Below are 23,757 nucleotides of genomic sequence, written 5' to 3' on the forward strand. Positions count from 1 at the left end.
GGAGCGGGTGTTCGAGACTCCTGCGGGAAAAGCGCGTCTAGGGGAGACCCCGCAGGCGAAAGCCGAGGAGGCTCCCCAACCGCCCGCGGAAAGCGAGTGCCTTACGTTCCAATCAACGGCCAAATTGTACAACTCATAAAAAATAGACAAACTCAATTTTCATCGAGTTTGTCTACAGTCTGAAACAGCCCTAAGGCTGTTTTTTTGATTGGAGGGAGGAGGTATGGAAATTACTATACATATTTTTTGTTATATATCTGTACCTAAAAATTTTTTGCGCGAAAATGAGTCATGTAAATTGAGAATTACACAGTTTTGACAATGATTTAATTCCTTTAACGTAATTTGGTATGTTATAATAATTTCTGGAAAAAGGAGTGATGAAGATATGACACCTGCTCTGCAAAAAATGTGGATATCCTTTATAGCTATGGGCTTTATGGTTATCTCTATATTTCTAATCTACATAAGCCGTTATAAATTAAAAGGTTTTTGGAGAGGCTTGACAGCAATTATCGCATACATACTTATGATTCTAGCCGGCTTGATCATCCTTATCGTTGTTCTTAGCGGGCCAACCACTTAATAGGTGAGGAGAAATGATGAAAAATTTTTTCAAAATATTATGTTTATTATGCATTGCCGTATCATTATCTGGCTGTTTATATCCAGAGAAGCAAAAAATGCAAAACCAACTGCCTTATAAAGAGCAGATACAATCCGTACAAAGTGCAGTCGATCAATTTCAGAAAGATGAAGGCGGCATACTGCCCATTGTTACAAAAGATGCAGAAACACCGATTTATCAAAAATATGTTATAAAGTTTTCTAAGATCTCACCGAGGTATCTGGCTGAACCGCCGGACAATGCCTTTGAATCAGGGGGCGTCTTTCAATACATCCTCGTTAATGCTGAAAAAGATCCGACTGTAAAGCTGTTGGATGTCAGGATGGCACAGAAGATTCAGGATGTTTCCTTGAGATTGACTGCTTATCAGCAAAGCAACGGATATCCGCCATTTAGGGAAAGGTTATCCGATAATGTCTTTACACTTGATTATGAAAAAATGGGCCTGAAGGAAGCTCCTACGGTCACGAGTCCATTTTCACAAAAAGACTTATACCTTGTAGTTGATGGTCAAGGTGATATTTTTGTTGATTATACCCCGGATTTACTTGAGGCATTGAAGAAGCATGATGGGGAAATCAAGCCAGGTGATGATATCCGGGACTTGCTAGTGCAGAGTTCGGAGTTCGTCCCTGCCTATTCATTGCCATATACAATTGATGAAAAAACAAATAATCCAATATTTCTTACAAAATAGGCATAACCCTTCTTCTGCAAAATATATTGTAGGGGAAGGGTTATTTCTTTATCTTTATTTCATCCTACATTTTAAATAACAACCCTTATATAAAATTTCTGGTGGAGGAAGGGATTGAACCAGGGAAATAATTGGAATAAATTTTTAGGACAACATCATAGATATATAGTGTCCTAAATAAAATCAAATGGATAAACGAAATCCCAAAACTCTAATTCGGGAGGGGATACCTTGGAAAAGGTAGATATTTTTAAAGATATAGCTGAGCGGACCGGTGGCGATATATATTTGGGGGTTGTCGGTGCCGTCAGGACTGGGAAATCCACATTTATTAAAAAATTCATGGAGTTAGTCGTTATTCCGAATATCCCGTCAGAGGCGGACCGTGCCAGGGCACAGGATGAATTGCCTCAAAGTGCTGCTGGAAAGACGATCATGACTACAGAACCAAAATTCGTACCGAATCAGGCAGCATCGATTCAGGTAGCTGAAGGTCTCGACGTGAACATCCGTTTAGTCGATTGTGTCGGTTATACAATACCTGGGGCTAAAGGGTATGAAGATGAAAATGGTCCCCGCATGATTCATACGCCTTGGTATGAAGAGCCGATTCCGTTCAATGAAGCGGCTGAGATCGGTACTCGCAAAGTAATACAGGATCATTCCACATTAGGCGTAGTCGTCACGACGGATGGATCAATAGGAGAAATTCCGCGAAGTGATTATTTAGATGCCGAGGAAAGGGTTGTTGAAGAATTGAAGGAGGTTGGCAAGCCATTTATCATGATTGTCAATTCCGTTCAGCCTCACCACCCAAATACGGTCGCACTGAAGGAATCCTTGCAGGAAAAGTATGATATCCCTGTATTGGCCATGAGTGTCGAAGGAATGCGGGAATCGGATGTTTACAGCGTACTCCGTGAGGCCCTGTACGAATTCCCTGTTCTCGAAGTCAATGTTAATCTCCCGAGTTGGGTAATGGTTCTGCGAGAGGATCATTGGTTAAGGGAAAGTTACCAGGAAGCGGTTAAAGAGACAGTTAAGGACATTAAACGCCTGAGGGATGTAGATCGTGTAGTCGGTCATTTCAATGAATTCGAGTTCATTGACCGTGCCGCGCTTGCAGGCATTGAGATGGGGCAGGGTGTTGCAGAAATCGACCTATACGCCCCAGATGAACTCTATGATGATATTCTGAAGGAAATTGTCGGTGTGGAGATTCGGGGCAAGGATCATCTGTTATCTTTGATGCAGGACTTTGCGTATGCGAAAGCAGAATATGATCAGGTGGCCGATGCATTGAGAATGGTCAAACAAACTGGATATGGTGTCGCAGCCCCTTCCCTTAACGATATGAGTCTTGATGAACCGGAAATCATCCGTCAGGGAGCCAGGTTCGGTGTCAGGCTAAAAGCTGTAGCTCCTTCCATCCACATGATCAAGGTCGATGTCGAATCCGAATTCTCGCCAATCATCGGAACGGAAAAGCAAAGTGAAGAATTGGTCCGTTATCTGATGCAGGATTTCGAAGACAATCCACTTTCCATATGGAACTCTGATATTTTTGGCAGAAGCCTAAGTTCCTATGTAAGGGAAGGCATACAGGTGAAATTAGCGATGATGCCAGACAATGCACGCTATAAATTGAAAGAGACACTGGAGAGGATTATTAATGAGGGCAGTGGGGGATTGATTGCCATCATCTTATAAAAAACGTTTAAAAGCTGGACCAACTCCATTAATGGATTGGTCTTTTTGCATGCTATGGACGGAAGGGTCACAAATAAAATATCACTTGCGGAGGCTTATAGTTGAAAAAAACTATTGTTTTTTAGTATAATCTTGAAAAAACCCTGTGGTTAAGCGATTTTCAGTAATATAATAAGTTTAATTTCTATAAAAAAGGGAAATGATGAATAGCGAAAGACAAAATTTATAATATATACAATTATTTATGAAAAGATTCCCATTATTTTTTGAATTCCCTTGCTAAGCTAATAGGATTTGTGATAATCTACATACAGAAAACGCGTTATAACAGCGATTTCAACCTATTTTTAAATTTATGGATGCATTATTTGGAAATTAATTCGGCTAGGTAATCCTTGATTTCCAGGGAATGAAAATTTGTAAACCGAAACTAATATCAAATCACTATTATAGTGTTGTAATAATGATTTTTTATAAAGAATCCTTTTGGGAGGAGGTGAATGGCATGAACAAAACAGAATTAATTAATGAAGTTGTGACAGCAACTGAAATTTCTAAGAAAGACGCTACAAAAGCTGTTGATGCTGTTTTTGATACAATCTTAGAAGCGCTAAAAAACGGTGATAAAGTCCAATTGATTGGTTTTGGTAACTTTGAAGTTCGTGAACGTGCGGCTCGTAAAGGTCGTAACCCACAAACTGGTGACGAAATCGAAATTGCAGCTAGCAAAGTGCCAGCTTTCAAACCTGGTAAAGCACTGAAAGATGCAGTGAAGTAATTCTACCATTACATACGGGTGCTTAACCGAAAAGGGCCGCGTGAAAACGCGGTCCTTTTTTTGCTTCTTAATTTCTATCTGTGATAATATAAAAGACAGTGAATATTTTAGAAACGCTGTAAATGGTGAATTTGTCATCAGGAAATAATCAGTAAGAAAAAACCGTTTCCGGCGAAGCTGCGTTTCTTGGGCTTGTCATTGCTGGAGGTAATGGGCCGCTTTAATTATAGGAAATATGGATATCAGGGTGTAATGCCTTGAATTTCTGAATACATAATATTAATGAATTTTTAGGAGGTACTATAAATGGCTAATGTTAATCATGCCAAAATAGAAGAAGCGGTTAAAATGCTTCTTGAGGCTGTAGGGGAAGACCCTACGAGGGAAGGACTGCTTGATACTCCTGGCCGTGTAGCCAGAATGTATGAAGAAATTTTTTCTGGACTTAATCAGGATCCAAAGGAATATTTCGAAACAGTTTTTGGAGAAGACCATGAAGAACTCGTACTTGTAAAGGATATTCCATTTTACTCTGTCTGTGAACATCATTTAGTCCCTTTTTACGGAAAAGCCCATGTAGCATATATACCGAAAAACGGTAGAGTAACCGGTTTAAGTAAATTGGCAAGGGCGGTTGAGGCTGTATCGAAGCGTCCACAACTTCAAGAGCGCATAACTTCAACAGTGGCTGACTCGATCATGGAAAAGCTTGAGCCTCATGGTGTAATGGTTGTAGTGGAAGCTGAACATATGTGCATGACCATGCGAGGTGTAAAAAAGCCGGGATCTAAAACAGTGACTTCTGCTGTAAGGGGAACGTTTGCGAAGGATCACCGTACTAGAGCTGAAGTGTTGGCATTCATTAAAGACTAAGGACTTGGGGGCAAGGGAAAATGAATGAAAAAAAGATTCTGAATGATTTTGTCGTAATCAAAGCCATTGAGGATAGTGTGAATGTCATCGGGTTAACAAGAGGAACCGACACCAAGTTTCATCACTCTGAAAAACTTGACTCAGGAGAGGTTATGATCGCACAATTCACGGAGCACACCTCGGCGATAAAAATCAGGGGACATGCAAAAGTTTATACTCCATTCGGGGAGATAGAAAGTGATTCTAAAAAGAATGCATCTGACAAATGATAGCTTATCTTTAATGGGTTAAATATTAAATCAATCATCTGATATCGCGTTTAACAAGCTGTAAATTTCCCGCATCCATTTTTTTGAAGAACAAAAGACGATGGTTTCCTTAGTTTTGGAAGTTTCTTTTTATAAACGTTGTCCATTTCATCTGGTTGTTTTTATGGTATAATAATGTGTATTTTACACGGACAGAAACCAATATGTATGAAAAAAATTATCTTTCGGGGATGCAAGGGTGATCTCAATTGTTAAACATAACGGACGACATAAGGCAATTAAAACGATTAATAGAAACGAAAGCTCAACATCCATATTTATTGAAGTATATACAAAAGCCAAGCTTAGATGAAGATAAACTGTTATTGCTTTGGGGATTGTTTAGCGATTTGGACGTTTTAAGCGAAAAACGGAATCAATACATCATTTCAACAATGTTAGTGCAAATAGCTCTGGATACCCATGAAATCGTATCGAATTCTGGTGAAGGAGTCGAGTTGCCTGAGGTTTTGAAAAATCGCCAACTACAAGTGCTTGCTGGCGATTACTATAGTGGCTTATACTATCAAGGGCTTGCCAGTGTAGGTAATGTTGATATGATCCGTATCCTTTCAAGCGCGATAAAAAAAATAAATGATAATAAAATCATCCTTTATCAACAAGGGTCCATTAATGATGTGCCAACGCTTTTAAAGACGATAAAAGCGATCGAGGCTTCGCTGATTCATAAACTGGCGGATTACTATAATCAGCCTGACTGGATAGACATATCGGAAGATCTGCTGCTTTTGAATCGGTTGCTTGCCGAGAAGAGGAGTTATCTGAAGTCGGGTCAATCGATAGTTTTTGATGTCCTAAGGGAAATGCCTTTTGATGACTCGATTAGTGGAACCATGCTGATATCAGAAAAAGAAGAACGGGTACGGACTCAATTCGACAAGTGCCTAAGGGATGCCAGGCAATCCGTACAGTGCTCGATGCGGAAGCTGTCTAAATTGGGTGATGAACTTCAGGAAAGAATGAATGTCATCTTGGAGCAAACAGAGAGTATAGCAAATTCATATGTGAAAGAAGGGTGAGTCATGGAGCAGTCTAAAGAGCAAAAAGTTCATCATGTCTTTGAAAAGATCTATGGAAACTATGACAAGATGAATTCCCTCATCAGCTTTAAACAGCATCTTAAATGGCGGAAGGCTACAATGGCCATCATGAATGTCCCAAAAGGCGCCCATGCACTTGATGTATGCTGTGGAACAGCGGACTGGACCATTGCCCTTGCTAACGAAGTAGGACCAGAAGGAAAGGTTGTTGGTTTGGATTTTAGTAAGAACATGCTGAAAATCGGCGAACAAAAGGTGAATGAACTCAATTTAGATCAAGTGTCCCTAAGGCATGGGAATGCAATGGAACTGCCTTTTGAGGACAATAGCTTTGATTATGTCACGATCGGTTTCGGGCTGCGGAATGTCCCTGATTACATGCAAGTGCTTAAAGAGTTAAACCGGGTAGCCAAGCCGGGTGGAATGGTCGTTTGCCTGGATACTTCACAGCCGACTATGCTTGGTTTTAAACAGGGCTATTATTTTTATTTCCGTTTCATCATGCCCATGTTCGGCAAATTATTCGCAAAAAGCTATAGCGAATATTCATGGTTGCAGGAGTCAGCTCGAGATTTCCCAGGCATGAAAAAGCTTGAAAGCATGTTCAAGCAGGCTGGAATGGAAAATGTCAGTTACAAGGCACATTTCGGCGGTGTTGCAGCAACACATTTCGGGTACAAGCCTTCAAAATAAGCATAATAGCAATGGACAAAGCTGGGTGGAATGTATGAAATTTAAAATGATGTATTCATTTTTGAATGCAGATTTGCAATTAATAGAAAAAGAACTAGAGGCCGCAATTGAAGCGGATTCCACTGTTTTAAGGGAAGCTTCCCTGCATTTACTGCAATCCGGTGGAAAGCGGATCCGTCCGGTATTCGTCCTATTGGGTGCGAAGTTTGGCAGTTATGATATCCATGTCGTAAAGCATGTTGCAGCGACATTGGAACTGATTCATACGGCTTCCCTTGTACATGATGATGTTGTGGATGATGCGGATTTACGCAGGGGATCTGCGACCATTAAATCAAAATGGGATAATCGTGTCGCCATGTATACAGGCGACTTCATTTTTGCTCGTGCACTGGAAATGATGGCGGTGATCGAGTCTCCTCTTGCGCATCAAATTCTCGCTGATACTATGGTTGAACTATGTCTTGGGGAAATTGAACAAATAAAAGATAAATACAATTTCGAACAGAATTGGCGGATATACCTTAGAAGGATCAAACGAAAAACGGCATTACTGATTGCATCCAGCTGCCAGTTGGGAGCAATTTCAGCGGGGGTTGAAGGGAAAGTTCACCAAAAGCTATTTAAATTCGGATATTATGTCGGTATGTCTTATCAAATCACAGATGATATATTGGATTTTACGGCTTCGGAAGAAGAGCTTGGGAAACCAGCCGGAAGTGATTTGATTCAAGGGAATATCACTTTACCCGTTTTGATTGCAATGGAAGATCCAAAGTTGAAAAAACTTATCGAAACAGTTCGGGAAGATACGCCAAAAGACGAAATGTCGCATATAATCAATGTGATAAAATCTTCCGGGGCCATTGAACAGGCAGCGAGAATCAGTGATATGTATTTAGAAAAGGCTTTTACTGAGTTGAAAGGTCTTCCTGCTATTAAAGCCAGAAAAACTTTATCCGATATCGCAAAAAATATCGGAAAAAGAAAGTTTTGATACTAGGAGTTGCGAAACTCATCAAACAATGGTAATATTCTAAAAGGATTGCCTTATAAAGGCAAATAACAATGATACATATTAGGAGTGACATTCATGGAAAGAACATTTTTAATGGTAAAGCCTGACGGCGTTCAACGCAATTTAATCGGTGAAATCGTTTCCCGTTTTGAAAAGAAAGGCTTCCTTCTTGCAGGAGCAAAATTAATGGTCATTTCCCAGGAATTGGCTGAGCAACATTACGGCGAGCACAAAGAACGTCCTTTCTTTGGCGAATTAGTGGACTTCATTACTTCAGGTCCTGTCTTCGCAATGGTTTGGGAAGGTGAAAATGTAATCGCTACTGCACGTCAAATGATGGGTGCTACTAACCCTAAAGATGCAGCAGCAGCAACAATTCGTGGTGATTTTGCCGTAACTGTTGGCAAGAACATCATTCACGGATCTGATTCAGCTGAAAGTGCTGTACGTGAAATTGGTTTATTCTTCAAAGAAGAAGAGCTTGTTGAGTATTCAAAACTTGTTAACGAGTGGGTTTATTAATTAATAAGATCATTATATAAAAAGCGGGTTCCATCGACATTATGCGATGGAATCCGCTTTTTTTGAATTGCTTTTTTATTTTGGCTCTTTTCGTAAAGATTGTTGTTTTTAAAACGAAACTATTTAAGGTTGATTGGAGCGGAAGTGCGAGACTCCTGCGGGAGCAGCGGGACAGGTGAGACCCCACAGGAGTTTACGCCGAGGAGGCTCACCGCCCGCCCCGCGGAAAGCGAGCATCTGGAGGGGAAATCAACCACAGCTCACTACCTGGTAAATAGCTACAAAGTATGTGAAAACAGCCTTTATTTTAGGGCTGCAATCGTAAGGGAATATTTTCAGTTTAAAGAAAATATGGCACTCTCCGATATATAAAGAGAAGAACCACTTAAAATAATTATGTACAGGGGAGTCGTAGGAATGCCTCAAGAATATGAAGAGTTCATTCGTAATATCAAAATGTTGACAGGCATTGATTTGGCATCATATAAGGAAGGGCAAATGAAAAGGCGACTAACATCTCTATATGAAAAAAGAGGTTATCATTCATTTCGTGAATACTATAAAGACATTCAAACCTGTCCCGGAGTTTTAAATGAGTTTTTGGATAGAATGACAATCAATGTTTCCGAATTTTATAGAAATCCGAAAAGATGGGAAGTGCTAGAGCGGAAAATCCTTCCCGGGCTATTAGGAAGCAAAAAAAAGTTGAAAATTTGGAGTGCGGCCTGTTCAACGGGTGAGGAACCATATACCATTGCAATGATATTATCGAATCTCGTTCCACTTAGCCAGATAGAGATTTTGGCGACGGATTTGGATGAAAATGTATTGGCGCGTGCGGTATTGGGGATTTATCCTGAACGGTCCTTAACTGAAGTGCCGGAAGAAATAAAAAGGAAATACTTTGAAAAAGAAGGGAGTTTTTATCGTGTCAATGATGAAATCAAGAAGAGAGTGACATTTAAAAAGCAAAATCTTCTTGCGGATCGGTGCGATCAGGGGTTCGATTTAGTCGTTTGCCGCAATGTTTTAATTTATTTCACTGAAGAAGCCAAAAGTTTATTATATGAAAAATTCAGTGCGTCTCTAAAAAGCGGCGGGATATTCTTTGTAGGAAGTACTGAGCAAATATTCACTCCTGGAAAATATCAATTTGAAACGGTCGACACATTTTTTTATAAGGAAAAGTAAATACTTGTTAAAAGGGGCTGAACCTGCATGCGCATTCAGTCCCTTTTCGTTTGCCATGGAATCAGGCAAACGTAGGACCCATGAATCGGAAAGATTAAACTATATCGAAAATGTTGGTGAACATGTAAAATAGAATGAAAAGTGATAAAATTCAAACAATATAGTTTTTACGTTTTACATATACCCACAACTCATAAAATTGTGGTATATTGATACATATACACTTTAAAGTGCTAAAAGGGGGCTGGAAGATGAGATATTTAACAGCGGGAGAATCGCATGGTCCGCAACTTACTACTATTATTGAGGGATTACCGGCAGGAATGCCGATTACGACTGAGGATATAAATCAAGAATTAGGACGCCGGCAAAAAGGGCATGGGCGTGGACGAAGGATGCAGATCGAGAAAGATCAAGCTTTTATATCTTCGGGAATCAGACACGGCTACACACTAGGATCACCGGTGGCTTTAGTGGTTGAGAACGACGACTGGAAGCATTGGACGAAGATCATGGGAAGTGAAGGGCTTTCAGAGGAAGAAGCTGAAGAAATCAAACGTAAAATCACCCGGCCTCGCCCTGGTCATGCTGATTTGAACGGTGGGATTAAGTACGGGCACCGCGATTTAAGAAATGTTTTGGAACGGTCTTCAGCCCGTGAAACGACCGTAAGGGTAGCAGCAGGGGCTGTCGCTAAAAAGCTTTTGTCTTTATTGGGGATAGAAGTGGCATCACATGTTTTGGAAATTGGTGGAGTGAAGGCAGAACCGCTAAAGTACGAAACGATTCAGCAATTGCAGCAGGTGACAGAAGAATCATCTGTTAGATGTTTTGATAAAAACGTAGAGCAGCAGATGAAGGACGCAATTGATGAGGCGAAACAAAAAGGGGATTCCATCGGCGGCATCGTTGAAGTCATTGTAGAAGGAATGCCGGTGGGTGTAGGAAGTTATGTGCATTATGACCGTAAGCTTGATGCAAAACTTGCCGCTGCGATAATGAGCATCAATGCATTTAAAGGGGTAGAAATTGGTCTTGGGTTTGAAGCGGCCCATCGATTTGGCAGTGATGTCCATGATGAGATCGCATGGGATGAAGAACAGGGTTATTACCGGAAAACCAATCGCCTTGGCGGTTTTGAAGGCGGTATGACTACTGGAATGCCGATAGTTGTGCGCGGTGTAATGAAGCCGATCCCTACTTTATATAAACCTTTGAAAAGTGTTGATATTGATACGAAGGAAGTGTTCGAAGCAAGTGTCGAACGTTCTGATAGTTGTGCAGTTCCTGCCGCAGCAGTGGTTGCTGAGGCAGTAGTGGCATGGGAACTGGCGGCTGCGATCGTTGAGCAATTCCCTTCAGATCGTTATGAGCAATTAGCAGAATACATTAGATCATATCGGAAAGAAGTAAAGGGGTTTTAAATCATGGAATCCATCCAAATAAAAACGGCTTCCAAGCAATATCCGGTTTTAATTGGCAAGAAGGCGATAAATGAATTACCCGAATTAATAACACAGGAATTAAATCATTTAAACAAGATTCTGATCATAACTGATGAGAAAGTGGCGGAATTGCATTTGCAAACCGTGAAAAACACCCTGATCAAGACGGGGAAACCGGTCCTGCATCATGTTGTGCCAGAGGGGGAGCATGCTAAAACATTCGATGTGTTTTATGAATGCCAAAGTTACTGCTTATCACAACAGATTAATCGAAAGTCGCTGATTATCGCCCTTGGTGGTGGTGCAGTCGGCGACTTGGCTGGATTTGTTGCGGCTACTTTTATGAGAGGGATTCCATTTATACAGGTTCCGACGACTTTGCTCGCTCACGATAGTGCGGTGGGCGGCAAGGTTGCCATCAATCACCCACTAGGAAAAAATATGATTGGTGCCTTTCATCAACCTGAAGCGGTCATATATGATCTTGAATTTTTAAAAACCCTGCCTCTTAAAGAATTAAGGTCAGGTTTTGCTGAAGTCATTAAACATTCCTTGATAGCCGATAATGAGTTTTATCTATGGTTAAAGTCGAATATTATGGATTTGAATGATATAACGGATGAGCAATTCCTAACAATGATTACAAAAGGGATTGGCATTAAAGCTAAAATTGTCGAAGAGGATGAGAAGGAAAACGGCATTCGTGCCTTTTTGAATTTTGGTCATACGCTTGGACATGCAGTGGAAGGTTCAATGGGATATGGAAACTTTACGCATGGGGAATCCATTTTAATCGGAATGGTATATGCTCTTAAATTAAGCAAAAAGAAAGAGGATCTCGATTTTAAACTAGAGGAGTTTATTAATTGGGTATCTTCTTTAGGTTATCAAGTTACCATTCCAACCCGACTGGAAAGTGCAATTTTACTTAATTTAATGAAAACAGACAAAAAGTCAGTCAATGATGCAGCTACCTTTGTCTTGCTAAAGCAAGTGGGATCACCACTATTAATGGATATAGCCGACTCTGAGCTGATAGAGGAAATGGTTGATATGATATAGGGTTCAGGATAAGGGGGAACTATGTGTGATAAGAGGAATAAGGGGTGCCACAACAGTAGAAAAAGACTCAGAAATGGAAGTGATTGCCGCTGTCGAAAAGTTGATGGCAGAAATCATTCAGGTCAACGAGATTGACCCCGATATGGTGGCTTCTGTATTTTTTTCTGCTACGGATGAGATTCGTTCTGTCTTCCCTGCCAAAGCCTTGAGGAAATTCGAAGGCTGGACCTATGTACCGGTCACATGCATGAAAGAAATACCGGTGAGCAATTCCTTGCCATTTTGCATCCGGGTTATGATCCATGTAAATACGGCGAAATCTCAAAAAGAAATACAGCATGTATACCAGGCAGGGGCTACCGTATTACGACCAGATTTAAAACAAAAAAGATAGATATAAGATGATTTTAATATATGAATATGAATACGATTCTAACACTTTCTTACATTAAGTGAAAAAATATAGAGGTGATTGACATGAAATGGAATGAAGCGGTCCTATCCTTGAAGTCTTATCAACCGGGAAAATCCACTGATGAAGTGAAAAAATTATACGGGCTGGAAAAAATAACGAAATTGGCTTCAAATGAAAATCCTTTTGGCTGTTCTGAAAAGGTCAAGGAATCCGTTAGGAATTCAACCCATTCTTTTGCCATCTATCCGGATGGATATGCAACGATGCTTAGGGAAGCTGTTGCAAAACATACAGGTGTGAAAGAAACTCAGCTTATTTTTGGGAATGGATCTGATGAGAACATTCAAATCATTTCCAGAAGCCTATTGGGAGCTGGAAAGAATACGGTCATGGCAACAGGCACATTTTCGCAGTATCGCCATAATGCCACGCTAGAAGGTGCGGAAATAAGGGAAGTTCCTCATATAGACGGAGCTCATGATCTAGAAGGAATGCTAAAAGTTATAGATGAAAAAACGGCTGTTGTCTGGATTTGTACACCCAATAATCCTACTGGTAAATACATTTCGGAACAGGACTTATTATCGTTCATCGAAAAAGTGCCGGAAGATGTTCTTATCGTTCTGGATGAAGCTTATTGTGAGTATGCAACGGCTGAGGATTACCCGAGAACGAATCAATGGATTAATAAATTTAAAAACTTGATCATACTTCGTACATTTTCAAAAATTTATGGGCTTGCAAGTTTTAGGGTAGGGTACGGTTTGGCAGATGAGGATATTATTCAGAAACTAGATCCATCCCGGGAACCATTCAATGTCAACACATTCGCACAGAATATTGCTATCGTCGCTTTGGAAGATCAAGCTTTCATTGAAAAATGCAAGGAAGAAAATCAAAAAGGGCTCAAGCGGTACTATGAATTTTGCAATATGGAAAATTTAGCTTATTACCCGTCACAAGGTAATTTTATCTTTATCCATTTTAAACAGGATGCCGATGTGGTGTTTCAATATTTGCTTGAGCGCGGATACATTGCAAGATCGGGGAAATCCTTCGGCTTTCCTAACAGCCTAAGGGTAACGATTGGATCTACTGAAGAAAATGAAGGAATGATTAACGCTATTAAAACTTTCTTGAATGAAGTTGAGGCACCTTCTGATTCGCTGCTTTAACGTTTTTATCAAACCTAGAGGAGCATAAAAGATGCGGGGGAGAGAAGAGTGAAGGGAAAGGTTTTTGTAATAGGTCTAGGTCTAATTGGCGGATCATTGGCCATGGCCATACGCCATGCACATCCTGAAGCCGTGATTGTTGGTACGGACCTAAGTGAAAAGAATATTCAACTATCGATGCTATTGGGGATCATTGATGATTCTGTATCATCTCTAGAAGCGGGAGCATGTGAAGCTGATTTGATTCTACTTGCTGTGCCTGTCAATGAAACCGTCAAGATTTTAGCTCAATTAGCTAATATGGATTTAAAAAGCAATGTCATCATATCGGATGCAGGAAGTACGAAGGATACAGTGGTTAAGGCAGCAAAACCATTGATAGATAAAGGGGTGGCCTTCATTGGGGGGCACCCTATGGCTGGTTCACATAAAAGCGGCGCCGGGGCAGCCAAACTGCATTTATTTGAACATGCGTTTTATTTGCTAACTCCTGGAGATTCAATTGACGAAGAAAAAGTTGAGCAATTGAAAGAGTGGTTACAAGGGACAAGAGCGAACTTTTTGGTTGTCACCCCTGCTACACATGATAAGCTGACTGGAGTCATCAGTCATTTTCCGCATATTGTCGCATCAGGGCTGGTCAAGCAGGCAGAAAATTATAGTAAGGAAAATAAGTTGATTTCAAGGCTTGCAGCTGGTGGCTTTCGGGATATTACAAGAATTGCTTCAAGCAGTCCGGAAATGTGGCGTGACATTTTGTTACATAACCGCGATGTATTACTTGAATTAATGAATGATTGGCTGAATGAAATGGAGCATATAAAAGGGTTGGTAGCAAATGAAGATAGTGAAGAAATCCTTCGATTCTTTACTGATGCCAAGATTTTCAGGGATGATTTACCAACCGATGCGAAAGGCGCCATACCAGCGTTTTATGATTTATATATCGATATACCGGATTATGCCGGAATAATTTCTGAGATTACCGGATATTTGGCACAAGAAGGTATCAGCATTACAAACATAAGGATCATAGAAACAAGGGAAGAGATATATGGTGTGCTGGTCATCAGCTTCCAAACGGATGTAGATCGCATAAAAGCCGCAGATTGTATCTCAAGACATACAGATTATGAAACGATCCTGGCATAATATAATAAGGAAGGATGGTTGTATGAATACAAAAAAATTACAAACGAACATCCAATCATTACGTGGTTCGATTGCCATACCGGGAGACAAGTCCATCTCCCATCGTTCGGTAATGTTCGGAGCCCTTGCCGAGGGGGAAACGACAGTCACTAATTTTCTTCCAGGAGCCGATTGTTTAAGTACGATTTCCTGTTTTAAGCAGCTTGGAGTCCATATTGAACAAGAAGGCCAGCACGTCAGAATTGAAGGCAAAGGTTTTAATGGATTAAAGGAACCGGAAGAAGTGCTGGATGTCGGAAATTCTGGTACCACAATAAGGTTAATGATGGGGATCTTGGCAGGGCAGGATTTTTCGGCCGTGCTGGCAGGGGACGAATCGATAGCCAAACGTCCTATGACACGGGTAGTAAACCCTCTTCGTCAGATGGGAGCGGTCATTGATGGCCGTAAAGGAGCCGAATATACCCCGCTCTTCATAAGAGGAGGCAAGTTACAAGGGTTTCGCTATGAATTGCCTGTGGCAAGTGCGCAGGTCAAATCAGCAATAATCTTGGCAGGCTTACAGGCTGAAGGGGAAACGGTCATTATCGAACCAGAGGAGACCCGTGACCATACTGAACGAATGATCCAAGAGTTTGGCGGGAAAATCGAAAAGGACGGTCAAACGATCAAAGTAAGCGGAAATCAAGTCTTCAAAGGAACCACCATCCATGTGCCGGGTGATATTTCTTCAGCGGCTTTCTTCATGGTGGCTGCAGCGATTACGGAAAATAGTGAAGTAGTATTAAAGAATGTGGGCCTTAATTCGACAAGGACTGGAATCATCGAAGTCATGAAATCGATGGGGGCAGATATTACGATAGAGAAGAAGACGAGTGAAGGTGAACCTGCAGGAGATATCACTGTCAGAAGCTCCCGCTTACAAGGAACCACCATCAGCGGTGAACTAATTCCCCGTCTCATCGATGAAATACCGGTAATTGCACTTCTTGCAACACAGGCTGAAGGGATAACGACAATCAAGGATGCAGCAGAACTTAAAGTGAAAGAGACCAATAGAATTGATACGGTCGCAAATGAGCTTTCCATCCTGGGGGCAGATATAACTCCGACAACAGATGGATTGATTATCAATGGACGTAAAGCCCTCAATGGGGGCAAGGTTACAAGTCATGGAGATCATCGTATCGGGATGATGCTCGCTGTCGCGGCTTTAATAACGGATGGGGAAGTGGAACTTGCTGACCCTGATGCCATAGATGTATCATACCCACAATTTTTTGGGCATTTGACACAATTGATAAAGTAAATATATAAAAAGTTTACAAACCTTATTTGGTTTGTAAACTTTTTTTTACTTGCTTGAAAGTGTTGAAAGCGCTAACATACAGGCTTTTATGCCTCTATTATTCAAGAAAATTATGAAAAAGGGGTCCCTGATCAAAAAGGAGATTGACCGTAGAATGGAGAATTAACTAGTAACCTTTTTTTAATGAGAATGGAGGGGACTTCATCAATGGAATACAGGGCTACAGTATGGTAAACTAATGAATACTGTTTACTATGCATCTCACGATTACAAGGGTATTTGGTTCTTTATGGCAGAGAAGATGACATTATGGCGTGAGTGTGTATGACTAGAAACCAAGTCTATCATGCAAAAGGAAGGAATCAACAATGAACACAGTGGAACAAGTTGTACAGCATTTAAAAAAAGGGGAATTAACTGAAGCTCTTAAACATATAAATCGAATTAAATCATCAGAGTCAGCAGAGGACATATTGATGCTGGCCGAGGAAATGCTCCAGCTTGGTTTTGTGGAGGAGGCAAAGGATCTATTTGAACATCTATTGGAACTTTATCCTGATGAAGGAGAATTGATTGTTTCGTTGGCGGAAATCCTGATTGACATGGACCAGGAAGATGAAGCGATGCTAATGCTTGAAAAAGTGAGTGTAGATGATGAAGTATATCCAAGTGCTTTACTTTTAGAAGCGGACCTTTATCAATTACAGGGGATGGATGAGGTCAGTGAACGAAAATTGCTTCAGGCCAAGGAAATACTTCCAGATGAAGTCATCATTGATTTTGCGCTAGGTGAACTGTACTTTCATCAAGGAAGGGATCAGGAAGCCATTGCAAATTACATAAGGGTTTTGGAACAGGAACAAGAAATCGCAGGAGTCAATGTCAATCAGAGACTTGCTGAAGCATTAAGCAGCTCCGGAAAGTTCGAGGAGGCCCTTCCGCACTTTGAAAAGGCCTTAAATGAGGGACTTGAAATCAATACTCTATTTGAATATGCATTTACAGCATTTCAGGCAGGCCTTTACGAGACATCCGTTCGTAAGTTTACAGAACTGAAAGAAATGGATCATGAATACCATTCCCTATATTTATATCTGGCAAAGAGTTATGAACATCTTGAAGATTTGGAAAATGCCTTGAAAGTGGTCAAAGAAGGAATCAAGGCTGATGAATTCAATAAGGAACTTTACTTCTTCGGCGGAAAGATAGCCTTGAAAAGCGGACTTGAAGAAGAGGCGGAAAATCTATTTAAAGAAGCTCTTGCCATAGATCCAGGTTATTTGGAAGCTGCACTCACCCTCTTGAAATTGTATATGCATCATGAAAGGTATGAAGATGTATTGGAGTGTATTGGTGAAGTTAGGAGATATGGAGAGGATGATCCGCAGTTTGAATGGATCGCTGCTGTATCTTATCAACACACCGAACAATTTAAAGAGTCATTAACCAGCTATCATAAAGCATATAATTCATTCAAGGACAATCAAGATTTCCTGGAAGACTATGGTTTCTTTTTAATTGAAGAAGGAGACAGAGCCACATCTAGAGAAATATTTAATAAGCTGCTTGAGATAAACCCAGCGAATGATGAGTATGTGATGATTTTGGAGCGGCTAGGTGAAAGTACAGATGGAATGTAGATAAGGGAAATAAAACTAAATCTAGACAGAGGAGGGAATTCATGGTGGCTGCCCCTGTTTCTGTGAATGAGAAGAAGGATTTTATTCGGTGGTTTTTAAATCATTATCAACTGAAACGAAGAGAATGCGTGTGGATATTGAATTACTTAATGAGTCATGATCAACTAATGAAAAAGGTTCATTTTGTAGAAAATGCCCAATATTGCCCACGTGGACTAATAATGTCGACACATTGTGTGGATGAGGTCCCTTTCAGGTTCTATAAGTCTAATATCATGACGACCGATGCAGAGAAATCTTTTCACGATATCCGCTTAAATCGGGATGAAGATATTTATATTCAGCTCAACTTTAAATCATCTTACTCTTCCTATCAATATGCAGCGGTACTGGAAAGCAATCCCTTCATGCCGAAATCTACGGCAGCGAACGAAAAGGATCAGCTGCTAGCTGAACAATTTTTAGAAAGAAGCATGTTGTATTTTCAGAGGGACCGCCTGCTTAAGGAAATCGATGAAGCACTTGATAAGCATGATGAACAAGCATTTAAAAACTTAACAGAGCAATTGAATCAATTAAAAGTACTTGGATGAAATAAAATGACCTTTCCGTAATCAGGAAAGGTTTTTATTTTTTATAAAAGATAGATAAAATCAACATTTTTGTAAAGACTATGGGTATATGGTAAAGATGTTATAAAAATAATGGTAAAATGATAAGGAGTTGATTTGAAAAATCGGGAGTGAAGAAAAAACATGAAATGGACAGCAAAAGATCTTGACATGTATATAAAGTCAAAAGAGTATGTGGATACTGTTTTAATTCCTTTGGTTCCCTTATCTTTTGGGGGGCAAATGAAGCAAACGGGCTCAATGAATGAATTTCTTACCATTTTAAGCTTGGAAATTGAAAAGCAGATGAAAGGGAGAATTCTTTTATTGCCAACATTCCATTATTTAAGTGATGAAATGGATAAGGTAGAGCGGTTAAATCGTTGGGCCAAGGAAGTGAAAGAAAAAGATTTCAAGCATATTTTTTTCCTAACTTCAGATTTTGAGTGGAAAAAGGAAGAGAGGGAATTGGAAAATAATTTAGTATGGATTCCTGCCATCCCCCTGGAGAGTCTTGAAACTGAACAAGCAAGGGAAATGATTAACCAGCAGGTTCTCCAAATCCTTGATGTTTTCACTTATAATTGGAAAAATGAAAAAAAGTAGGATTTTTCGCATTATTTGACACATAGTTGCCACCTTTTGGGTTTTACAAATATTGACCTTGGTAAATTATTGAGATATCATGGAAATGTCCTAGTTTTATAGTGTTGCTATTTATTGGTCCTTTGGGCTCTCAGTATAGTAATAGAGGGGGGGAAAACGCATGAGCAAGCATAATGTTTCACGACGTCAATTCCTTAATTACACACTTACTGGCGTTGGTGGATTTATGGCGGCCGGTATGTTGATGCCTATGGTTAGGTTTGCAATTGATCCTGTATTATCAGCAGATAAAGGCGGGGATTATATTGCAACTAAACAGAAGGTTAGTGAACTGACTACCGAACCGACCCGTGTCGACTTTACTTTTAAGCAGGTCGATGGGTGGTATGAGTCTGAAGAAACAAATACAGCTTGGGTTTACAAAATGGATGATGGTACTATCGTTGCTTTATCTCCAATCTGTAAGCATTTAGGCTGTACGGTAGCGTGGAATACGGATAAGTCTAATCCGAATCAATTTTTCTGTCCTTGCCATTATGGCAGGTATACGAAAGATGGAGTGAACGTGAAAGGGACACCGCCGGTTAAACCATTGGATGTCTATGCCACGAAAGAAAAAGATGGAATTCTTTATTTGGGTCAACTAAAACCGCATGGGGAGGCGTAAACATTGCTAACAAAGTTATATGACTGGGTGGACGAGCGTTTAGATATTACGCCATTATGGCGGGATATTGCTGACCATGAGGTTCCTGAACATGTTAACCCCGCACATCATTTTTCTGCATTCGTATATTGTTTTGGCGGGTTAACTTTCTTTATTACGGTCATCCAAATCTTGTCGGGCATGTTCTTGACGATGTACTATGTCCCGGACATTAAAAACGCTTGGGAATCTGTTTATTATTTACAAAATGAAGTTGCCTTCGGTCAAATTGTCCGTGGTATGCATCACTGGGGAGCAAGTCTAGTTATTGTTATGATGTTTTTACATACTCTTCGTGTCTTCTTCCAGGGAGCATACAAAAAACCGCGCGAATTGAACTGGATGGTCGGCGTATTGATTTTCTTCATCATGCTGGCATTAGGGTTGACCGGTTATTTATTGCCATGGGATATGAAAGCGCTATTCGCAACGAAAGTTACTTTGACAATCGTCGAATCGGTACCGTTAATGGGACCGGCACTAAAGACATTGATAGCAGGAGATCCAACCATCGTTGGAGCACAGACATTGACACGATTCTTTGCAATTCATGTATTCTTCCTGCCTGCAGCATTATTTGCTTTACTAGCGGCTCATTTCCTAATGATCCGAAAACAAGGTATTTCAGGTCCACTATAAAAGAATTATGAACCAAGATCCAAAAAAACCTTTTCATAAAGGAGGGGAATTGTTCAATGCATCGTGGGAAAGGTATGAAATTCGTAGGTGACTCGCGTATCTCCGCAGACCGTAAACCGAATATTCCGAAAGATTATTCAGAGTATCCTGGGAAAACTGAAGCATTTTGGCCTAATTTCCTTTTAAAAGAATGGATGGTCGGAGCTGTATTTCTTGTAGGTTATCTATGCCTGACAATCGCACATCCGTCACCATTGGAAAGGATAGCAGACCCTACGGATACAGCTTATGTTCCGCTGCCGGACTGGTATTTCCTTTTCCTTTACCAATTACTTAAGTATACTTATGCTTCAGGACCTTATAATGCAATAGGGTCCATGGTAATACCTGGTTTGGCTTTCGGGGCATTGCTCTTGGCACCTTTTTTAGACCGTGGCCCAGACCGGAGCCCCGCGAAACGTCCTTTTGCTGTAGGCTTCATGCTATTGGCAATGGCAGGGGTATTCTATTTAACATGGGAGTCCGCAGCCCATCACGATTGGGAAGCTTCTAAGAAGCAAGGAGCAATTGTGGAAGGTGCAGACATTGATAAAGAGAGCGATGGGTATAAATTGATGGATTCCAATGGCTGCATTAGTTGTCACGGAGCAGAATTAACTGGTGGAGCTGGAGCGCCAAGCTTAATTGACACTGGATTAAAGCCAGAAGAAATCTCTAAAATCGCTGTCAAAGGACAGGGTGCCATGCCAGCTGGCATGTTCAAAGGTACAGATGAGGAATTGGCAACATTAGCTGAATTTGTATCTGGATTATCAGCAAAATAATATAACCATCAACAGCATTTTCTTTCATATGCTGCAAATGAAAAGCTGACGACTACGGTTGTCGGCTTTTTTATTGGTAAATTGAAGCGTAAAAGAAAATAATTTGAAATGAAGCTTGGTTTTCAAGTTGATGACCTGTAAAATGAGTGTACATAAGAATGTAAGAGAGGGTTAAAGAATGAATGTTATCTACAGCTGGCTTGCGAATCGGCAAATGCTCGTTTTGTTATTAGTAATAAATATATTTGGAACCGCTTTTGGATATTATTGGTACGGCAGTCAATTGGAAAATACTCCGGCCATTTTTTTGGCATTTGTACCGGACAGCCCGACAGCAAGCCTATTTTTTGTATTTGTATTATTGGCGTTCCTATTAAAAAGAAATTTTGGACTTATGGAAGCGTTGGCGATAATAACACTTTTCAAATATGGTATATGGGCAGTCGTTATGAATTTACTGACCTTGGTGACAACAGGATCATTGCCATGGGAAGGCTATATGCTAATGGCTTCTCATTTGGGGATGGCGATTCAAGGGATATTATATGCACCATTTTATCGAATAAAACCATGGCATTTGATAGTGGCAGGGATTTGGACCATACATAATGACATAATCGATTATGTTTTTGAAATGATGCCTATATACCGTGATCTATTGGTATATATGAATTCGATTGGTTATTTTACATTCTGGCTCAGCATACTTTCCATTTTTGTCGGCTGGTACTTTGGGTATAGAAAAAAGCGGATCACCCTATCCTTCATCCATTAAAAAGTTAACCCCGCGTATAGCTTTGTAAAAGCGGGGTTAACTTTTTTATGTTGAACGAGGTCTACTCATGTTTTTTCTTTCATATCGTTTTAGTAGAGATATGAGGAGGGACGAGTAGCATGTTGAAAAAATTCATATTAACCATTGCTGTTTTATTTGTCGTCTTACATTTCCCTGTCTATGCAGAATCCTCTTCAAGTTTGGAGCAATTAGATAACATTTCCGATAGAGCCTTGGAAATGACCAAGTTGAAGCGATATGGAGATTCGGAAAAGATGCTGACGTTTTTTTCTGATCGGTTTTTAAAAGAGACAGCGAAAGAGCAGATACTTGACATGGACGAACTTCGAATTATCACTGTAGCTCATAACGAGGCGTTGATGACAATAAAGGATATGAATAAGGGAGACTCCGAAAAGATTAATTCTGTCACAAAGTTCCGGCTTGTTGTCGATGCGGTAAAGTCTACCCATCAGCCCCTTTGGACAGAGATGGAGGATCAAATGATGAATTCTTTCCAGCAGACAAAGGATGCCGCAATCAATCAAGACACAATTACATTCAATAGCCAATTGAACTTATTCCTTTCACAATATGAAATGATATATCCAAGCTTGAAAGTCGACCTTTCTAAAGAAACGATGCAGCAACTGGACACGAGAATTCAATACATCAACCAATACCGCCCGGAAGTGATCAGAGATGAAGAAAGTCAAAAGGAACTTGATGCGTTACAAAACGAACTAACCTCCATTTTTGATGATATGGGAGAAGATGATGCGGATCCTTCCCTTTGGTGGGTCATCATATCAACAGGCAGCATCATTATCATGACGCTTTCTTATGTAGGCTGGAGAAAATATAAAGGTGATAGGGAAAAGCCAAGGAAAGGACATAATGATTAAAAAGACATGGGAAGAGAACACTATATTTGACAGGGGTTCCTTCATTCCATAGAATTAAGAGTAATAATAGTTATAGGAGGATACCATGTATTTCATTTATTTGGCGATTATCATTTTAATCCCGATTTATGCACAAATGAAAGTGAAAAGCACGTATAAAAAATATTCAAAAGTACAGGCTTCTTCTGGTATGAATGGTGCTGAGACGGCACGGGCCATTTTGGATCAAAATGGACTGTTTAATGTCAGGGTCGAAGAGACACCTGGAATGCTATCGGACCATTATGATCCAAGGGATAAAACGGTGCGTTTATCAACGGATAACTATCACGGCCATTCAGTTGCAGGTGTAGCTGTTGCAGCCCATGAAGTGGGACATGCGATTCAAGATAAAGAAGCATATGCATTCTTACGTTTCCGTCATGCTTTAGTGCCTGTCGCTAACTTCGGTTCCAATATATCTTGGATCTTAATTTTAATCGGGGTGTTAGCCAGAATTCCAGGCTTACTAATAGCAGGTATCGTATTTATGGCAGCAGCAGTATTATTTCAAGTAATCACTCTGCCAGTGGAGTTCAATGCTTCCTCTCGGGCAATGGATCAACTCGTTTCTGTAGGAGTTATCCGTAATGACGAAGAACGGGAAACGAAAAAAGTATTAAGTGCAGCTGCGATGACTTATGTTGCTGCCGCTCTAGTTGCCGTACTGGAACTAGTTCGTCTTCTGCTTATGTATTCAGGAATGAGAGAAGAGGATTAATTTAGAAGGAGGACGCCATCATTATGGCGTCCTCACAGACTGTAGACAAACTCGATGAAAATCGAGTTTGTCTACATTTTTTTTGAGGGTTTTAAAAATTCGAACGTTGATTAGAACGTAGGGCACTCGCTTTCCGCGGGCGGTCCGGGATATCGTGAGTATAAATCTCCCAAACACCATTTGTAAGACATGTTCATTTTTATCACAGTGTACAGAAAGCAAAGACCATCAAAAAGTGGTGACGCGCCATATCT

Annotated in this window: 26 protein-coding genes and 1 pseudogene; all 27 read left to right on the top strand. The window is 40.4% G+C overall.

Annotated features, from left to right (window positions below; all coding sequences use genetic code 11):
* Positions 1 to 183: pseudogene (locus tag ACFX4L_RS22015) on the top strand (hypothetical protein); the annotation flags it as partial.
* 205 nt (positions 184 to 388) lie between these two features.
* Entirely contained in the window at positions 389 to 586 is a 198-nt protein-coding gene (locus ACFX4L_RS22020) for a DUF2768 domain-containing protein (RefSeq protein ID WP_061463882.1), read from the top strand.
* Positions 587 to 599: 13 nt separating this feature from the next.
* Positions 600 to 1,325, top strand: a complete 726-nt coding sequence (locus ACFX4L_RS22025; RefSeq protein ID WP_375166216.1) for a hypothetical protein — start codon at positions 600 to 602, stop codon at positions 1,323 to 1,325.
* A 231-nt stretch (positions 1,326 to 1,556) separates the two neighbouring features.
* Positions 1,557 to 3,035 (top strand): stage IV sporulation protein A, encoded by a 1,479-nt coding sequence (gene spoIVA, locus ACFX4L_RS22030; protein WP_061463881.1) that lies wholly within the window; start codon positions 1,557 to 1,559, stop codon positions 3,033 to 3,035.
* A gap of 505 nt (positions 3,036 to 3,540) precedes the next feature.
* On the top strand, positions 3,541 to 3,813 hold the full coding sequence (locus tag ACFX4L_RS22035; RefSeq protein WP_034308023.1) for an HU family DNA-binding protein: 273 nt from the start codon (positions 3,541 to 3,543) through the stop codon (positions 3,811 to 3,813).
* Positions 3,814 to 4,119: 306 nt separating this feature from the next.
* Complete coding sequence (folE, locus tag ACFX4L_RS22040) at positions 4,120 to 4,686, top strand: GTP cyclohydrolase I FolE (RefSeq protein WP_061463880.1); 567 nt, start codon at positions 4,120 to 4,122, stop codon at positions 4,684 to 4,686.
* Between the two features lie 20 nt (positions 4,687 to 4,706).
* Positions 4,707 to 4,955: a trp RNA-binding attenuation protein MtrB gene (gene mtrB / locus ACFX4L_RS22045; protein ID WP_061463879.1), complete on the top strand. Its 249-nt coding sequence runs from the start codon at positions 4,707 to 4,709 to the stop codon at positions 4,953 to 4,955.
* A gap of 248 nt (positions 4,956 to 5,203) precedes the next feature.
* On the top strand, positions 5,204 to 6,034 hold the full coding sequence (locus ACFX4L_RS22050) for a heptaprenyl diphosphate synthase component 1 (protein WP_284470312.1): 831 nt from the start codon (positions 5,204 to 5,206) through the stop codon (positions 6,032 to 6,034).
* A 3-nt stretch (positions 6,035 to 6,037) separates the two neighbouring features.
* A complete protein-coding gene (locus ACFX4L_RS22055; protein ID WP_061463877.1) occupies positions 6,038 to 6,748 on the top strand; it encodes a demethylmenaquinone methyltransferase in 711 nt (236 codons plus the stop codon).
* 34 nt (positions 6,749 to 6,782) lie between these two features.
* Positions 6,783 to 7,745 (top strand): heptaprenyl diphosphate synthase component II, encoded by a 963-nt coding sequence (gene hepT / locus ACFX4L_RS22060; protein WP_377406196.1) that lies wholly within the window; start codon positions 6,783 to 6,785, stop codon positions 7,743 to 7,745.
* A 96-nt stretch (positions 7,746 to 7,841) separates the two neighbouring features.
* Positions 7,842 to 8,288 carry a nucleoside-diphosphate kinase gene (gene ndk / locus ACFX4L_RS22065; protein WP_034308008.1) on the top strand — a complete coding sequence of 149 codons (447 nt, stop codon included), beginning with the start codon at positions 7,842 to 7,844 and terminating at the stop codon, positions 8,286 to 8,288.
* Positions 8,289 to 8,705: 417 nt separating this feature from the next.
* Positions 8,706 to 9,479 (top strand): CheR family methyltransferase, encoded by a 774-nt coding sequence (locus tag ACFX4L_RS22070; protein ID WP_377406198.1) that lies wholly within the window; start codon positions 8,706 to 8,708, stop codon positions 9,477 to 9,479.
* Between the two features lie 251 nt (positions 9,480 to 9,730).
* Positions 9,731 to 10,903 (top strand): chorismate synthase, encoded by a 1,173-nt coding sequence (aroC, locus tag ACFX4L_RS22075; RefSeq protein ID WP_377384129.1) that lies wholly within the window; start codon positions 9,731 to 9,733, stop codon positions 10,901 to 10,903.
* A 3-nt stretch (positions 10,904 to 10,906) separates the two neighbouring features.
* Positions 10,907 to 11,986, top strand: coding sequence for a 3-dehydroquinate synthase (gene aroB, locus ACFX4L_RS22080; protein ID WP_061463873.1), 1,080 nt, complete (start codon positions 10,907 to 10,909; stop codon positions 11,984 to 11,986).
* A gap of 25 nt (positions 11,987 to 12,011) precedes the next feature.
* Positions 12,012 to 12,380 (top strand): chorismate mutase, encoded by a 369-nt coding sequence (aroH, locus tag ACFX4L_RS22085; RefSeq protein ID WP_061463872.1) that lies wholly within the window; start codon positions 12,012 to 12,014, stop codon positions 12,378 to 12,380.
* Positions 12,381 to 12,463: 83 nt separating this feature from the next.
* Positions 12,464 to 13,576: a histidinol-phosphate transaminase gene (gene hisC / locus ACFX4L_RS22090; RefSeq protein ID WP_377384136.1), complete on the top strand. Its 1,113-nt coding sequence runs from the start codon at positions 12,464 to 12,466 to the stop codon at positions 13,574 to 13,576.
* Between the two features lie 48 nt (positions 13,577 to 13,624).
* Positions 13,625 to 14,728, top strand: a complete 1,104-nt coding sequence (locus ACFX4L_RS22095; protein WP_284470317.1) for a prephenate dehydrogenase — start codon at positions 13,625 to 13,627, stop codon at positions 14,726 to 14,728.
* A gap of 22 nt (positions 14,729 to 14,750) precedes the next feature.
* Positions 14,751 to 16,037: a 3-phosphoshikimate 1-carboxyvinyltransferase gene (gene aroA / locus ACFX4L_RS22100; RefSeq protein ID WP_377406201.1), complete on the top strand. Its 1,287-nt coding sequence runs from the start codon at positions 14,751 to 14,753 to the stop codon at positions 16,035 to 16,037.
* Positions 16,038 to 16,405: 368 nt separating this feature from the next.
* Positions 16,406 to 17,677, top strand: a complete 1,272-nt coding sequence (locus tag ACFX4L_RS22105; RefSeq protein ID WP_377384140.1) for a tetratricopeptide repeat protein — start codon at positions 16,406 to 16,408, stop codon at positions 17,675 to 17,677.
* A 41-nt stretch (positions 17,678 to 17,718) separates the two neighbouring features.
* Complete coding sequence (locus tag ACFX4L_RS22110; protein ID WP_061463867.1) at positions 17,719 to 18,270, top strand: ReoY family proteolytic degradation factor; 552 nt, start codon at positions 17,719 to 17,721, stop codon at positions 18,268 to 18,270.
* Between the two features lie 162 nt (positions 18,271 to 18,432).
* Complete coding sequence (locus ACFX4L_RS22115; RefSeq protein ID WP_377384144.1) at positions 18,433 to 18,894, top strand: YpiF family protein; 462 nt, start codon at positions 18,433 to 18,435, stop codon at positions 18,892 to 18,894.
* Between the two features lie 160 nt (positions 18,895 to 19,054).
* Positions 19,055 to 19,561, top strand: a complete 507-nt coding sequence (locus tag ACFX4L_RS22120; protein ID WP_061463865.1) for a QcrA and Rieske domain-containing protein — start codon at positions 19,055 to 19,057, stop codon at positions 19,559 to 19,561.
* A gap of 3 nt (positions 19,562 to 19,564) precedes the next feature.
* Positions 19,565 to 20,239 (top strand): menaquinol-cytochrome c reductase cytochrome b subunit, encoded by a 675-nt coding sequence (gene qcrB, locus ACFX4L_RS22125; RefSeq protein WP_034307974.1) that lies wholly within the window; start codon positions 19,565 to 19,567, stop codon positions 20,237 to 20,239.
* A 56-nt stretch (positions 20,240 to 20,295) separates the two neighbouring features.
* Positions 20,296 to 21,063 carry a menaquinol-cytochrome c reductase cytochrome b/c subunit gene (locus ACFX4L_RS22130; protein WP_061463864.1) on the top strand — a complete coding sequence of 256 codons (768 nt, stop codon included), beginning with the start codon at positions 20,296 to 20,298 and terminating at the stop codon, positions 21,061 to 21,063.
* A 178-nt stretch (positions 21,064 to 21,241) separates the two neighbouring features.
* Positions 21,242 to 21,838 (top strand): lipoprotein heptaprenylglyceryl N-acetyltransferase LhaT, encoded by a 597-nt coding sequence (gene lhaT / locus ACFX4L_RS22135; protein WP_061463863.1) that lies wholly within the window; start codon positions 21,242 to 21,244, stop codon positions 21,836 to 21,838.
* Between the two features lie 119 nt (positions 21,839 to 21,957).
* On the top strand, positions 21,958 to 22,743 hold the full coding sequence (gene ypjB / locus ACFX4L_RS22140) for a sporulation protein YpjB (protein ID WP_284470321.1): 786 nt from the start codon (positions 21,958 to 21,960) through the stop codon (positions 22,741 to 22,743).
* A gap of 85 nt (positions 22,744 to 22,828) precedes the next feature.
* A complete protein-coding gene (locus ACFX4L_RS22145) occupies positions 22,829 to 23,503 on the top strand; it encodes a zinc metallopeptidase (RefSeq protein WP_061463861.1) in 675 nt (224 codons plus the stop codon).
* Positions 23,504 to 23,757 lie beyond the last annotated feature (254 nt).

Origin of the sequence: Peribacillus sp. YIM B13482, assembly GCF_042787975.1 — a bacterium.
Lineage (GTDB): Bacteria > Bacillota > Bacilli > Bacillales > DSM-1321 > Peribacillus > Peribacillus simplex_A.

Excerpts from the sequence above, each read along its gene's own strand:
- ACFX4L_RS22020 (WP_061463882.1), top strand. The coding sequence starts at position 389 with ATGACACCTGCTCTGCAAAAAATGTGGATATCCTTTATAGCTATGGGC.
- ACFX4L_RS22025 (WP_375166216.1), top strand. The coding sequence starts at position 600 with ATGATGAAAAATTTTTTCAAAATATTATGTTTATTATGCATTGCCGTA.
- ACFX4L_RS22035 (WP_034308023.1), top strand. The coding sequence starts at position 3,541 with ATGAACAAAACAGAATTAATTAATGAAGTTGTGACAGCAACTGAAATT.
- folE (WP_061463880.1), top strand. The coding sequence starts at position 4,120 with ATGGCTAATGTTAATCATGCCAAAATAGAAGAAGCGGTTAAAATGCTT.
- mtrB (WP_061463879.1), top strand. The coding sequence starts at position 4,707 with ATGAATGAAAAAAAGATTCTGAATGATTTTGTCGTAATCAAAGCCATT.
- ACFX4L_RS22055 (WP_061463877.1), top strand. The coding sequence starts at position 6,038 with ATGGAGCAGTCTAAAGAGCAAAAAGTTCATCATGTCTTTGAAAAGATC.
- hepT (WP_377406196.1), top strand. The coding sequence starts at position 6,783 with ATGAAATTTAAAATGATGTATTCATTTTTGAATGCAGATTTGCAATTA.
- ndk (WP_034308008.1), top strand. The coding sequence starts at position 7,842 with ATGGAAAGAACATTTTTAATGGTAAAGCCTGACGGCGTTCAACGCAAT.
- ACFX4L_RS22070 (WP_377406198.1), top strand. The coding sequence starts at position 8,706 with ATGCCTCAAGAATATGAAGAGTTCATTCGTAATATCAAAATGTTGACA.
- aroC (WP_377384129.1), top strand. The coding sequence starts at position 9,731 with ATGAGATATTTAACAGCGGGAGAATCGCATGGTCCGCAACTTACTACT.
- aroB (WP_061463873.1), top strand. The coding sequence starts at position 10,907 with ATGGAATCCATCCAAATAAAAACGGCTTCCAAGCAATATCCGGTTTTA.
- hisC (WP_377384136.1), top strand. The coding sequence starts at position 12,464 with ATGAAATGGAATGAAGCGGTCCTATCCTTGAAGTCTTATCAACCGGGA.
- aroA (WP_377406201.1), top strand. The coding sequence starts at position 14,751 with ATGAATACAAAAAAATTACAAACGAACATCCAATCATTACGTGGTTCG.
- ACFX4L_RS22105 (WP_377384140.1), top strand. The coding sequence starts at position 16,406 with ATGAACACAGTGGAACAAGTTGTACAGCATTTAAAAAAAGGGGAATTA.
- ACFX4L_RS22110 (WP_061463867.1), top strand. The coding sequence starts at position 17,719 with ATGGTGGCTGCCCCTGTTTCTGTGAATGAGAAGAAGGATTTTATTCGG.
- ACFX4L_RS22115 (WP_377384144.1), top strand. The coding sequence starts at position 18,433 with ATGAAATGGACAGCAAAAGATCTTGACATGTATATAAAGTCAAAAGAG.
- ACFX4L_RS22120 (WP_061463865.1), top strand. The coding sequence starts at position 19,055 with ATGAGCAAGCATAATGTTTCACGACGTCAATTCCTTAATTACACACTT.
- ACFX4L_RS22130 (WP_061463864.1), top strand. The coding sequence starts at position 20,296 with ATGCATCGTGGGAAAGGTATGAAATTCGTAGGTGACTCGCGTATCTCC.
- lhaT (WP_061463863.1), top strand. The coding sequence starts at position 21,242 with ATGAATGTTATCTACAGCTGGCTTGCGAATCGGCAAATGCTCGTTTTG.
- ypjB (WP_284470321.1), top strand. The coding sequence starts at position 21,958 with ATGTTGAAAAAATTCATATTAACCATTGCTGTTTTATTTGTCGTCTTA.
- ACFX4L_RS22145 (WP_061463861.1), top strand. The coding sequence starts at position 22,829 with ATGTATTTCATTTATTTGGCGATTATCATTTTAATCCCGATTTATGCA.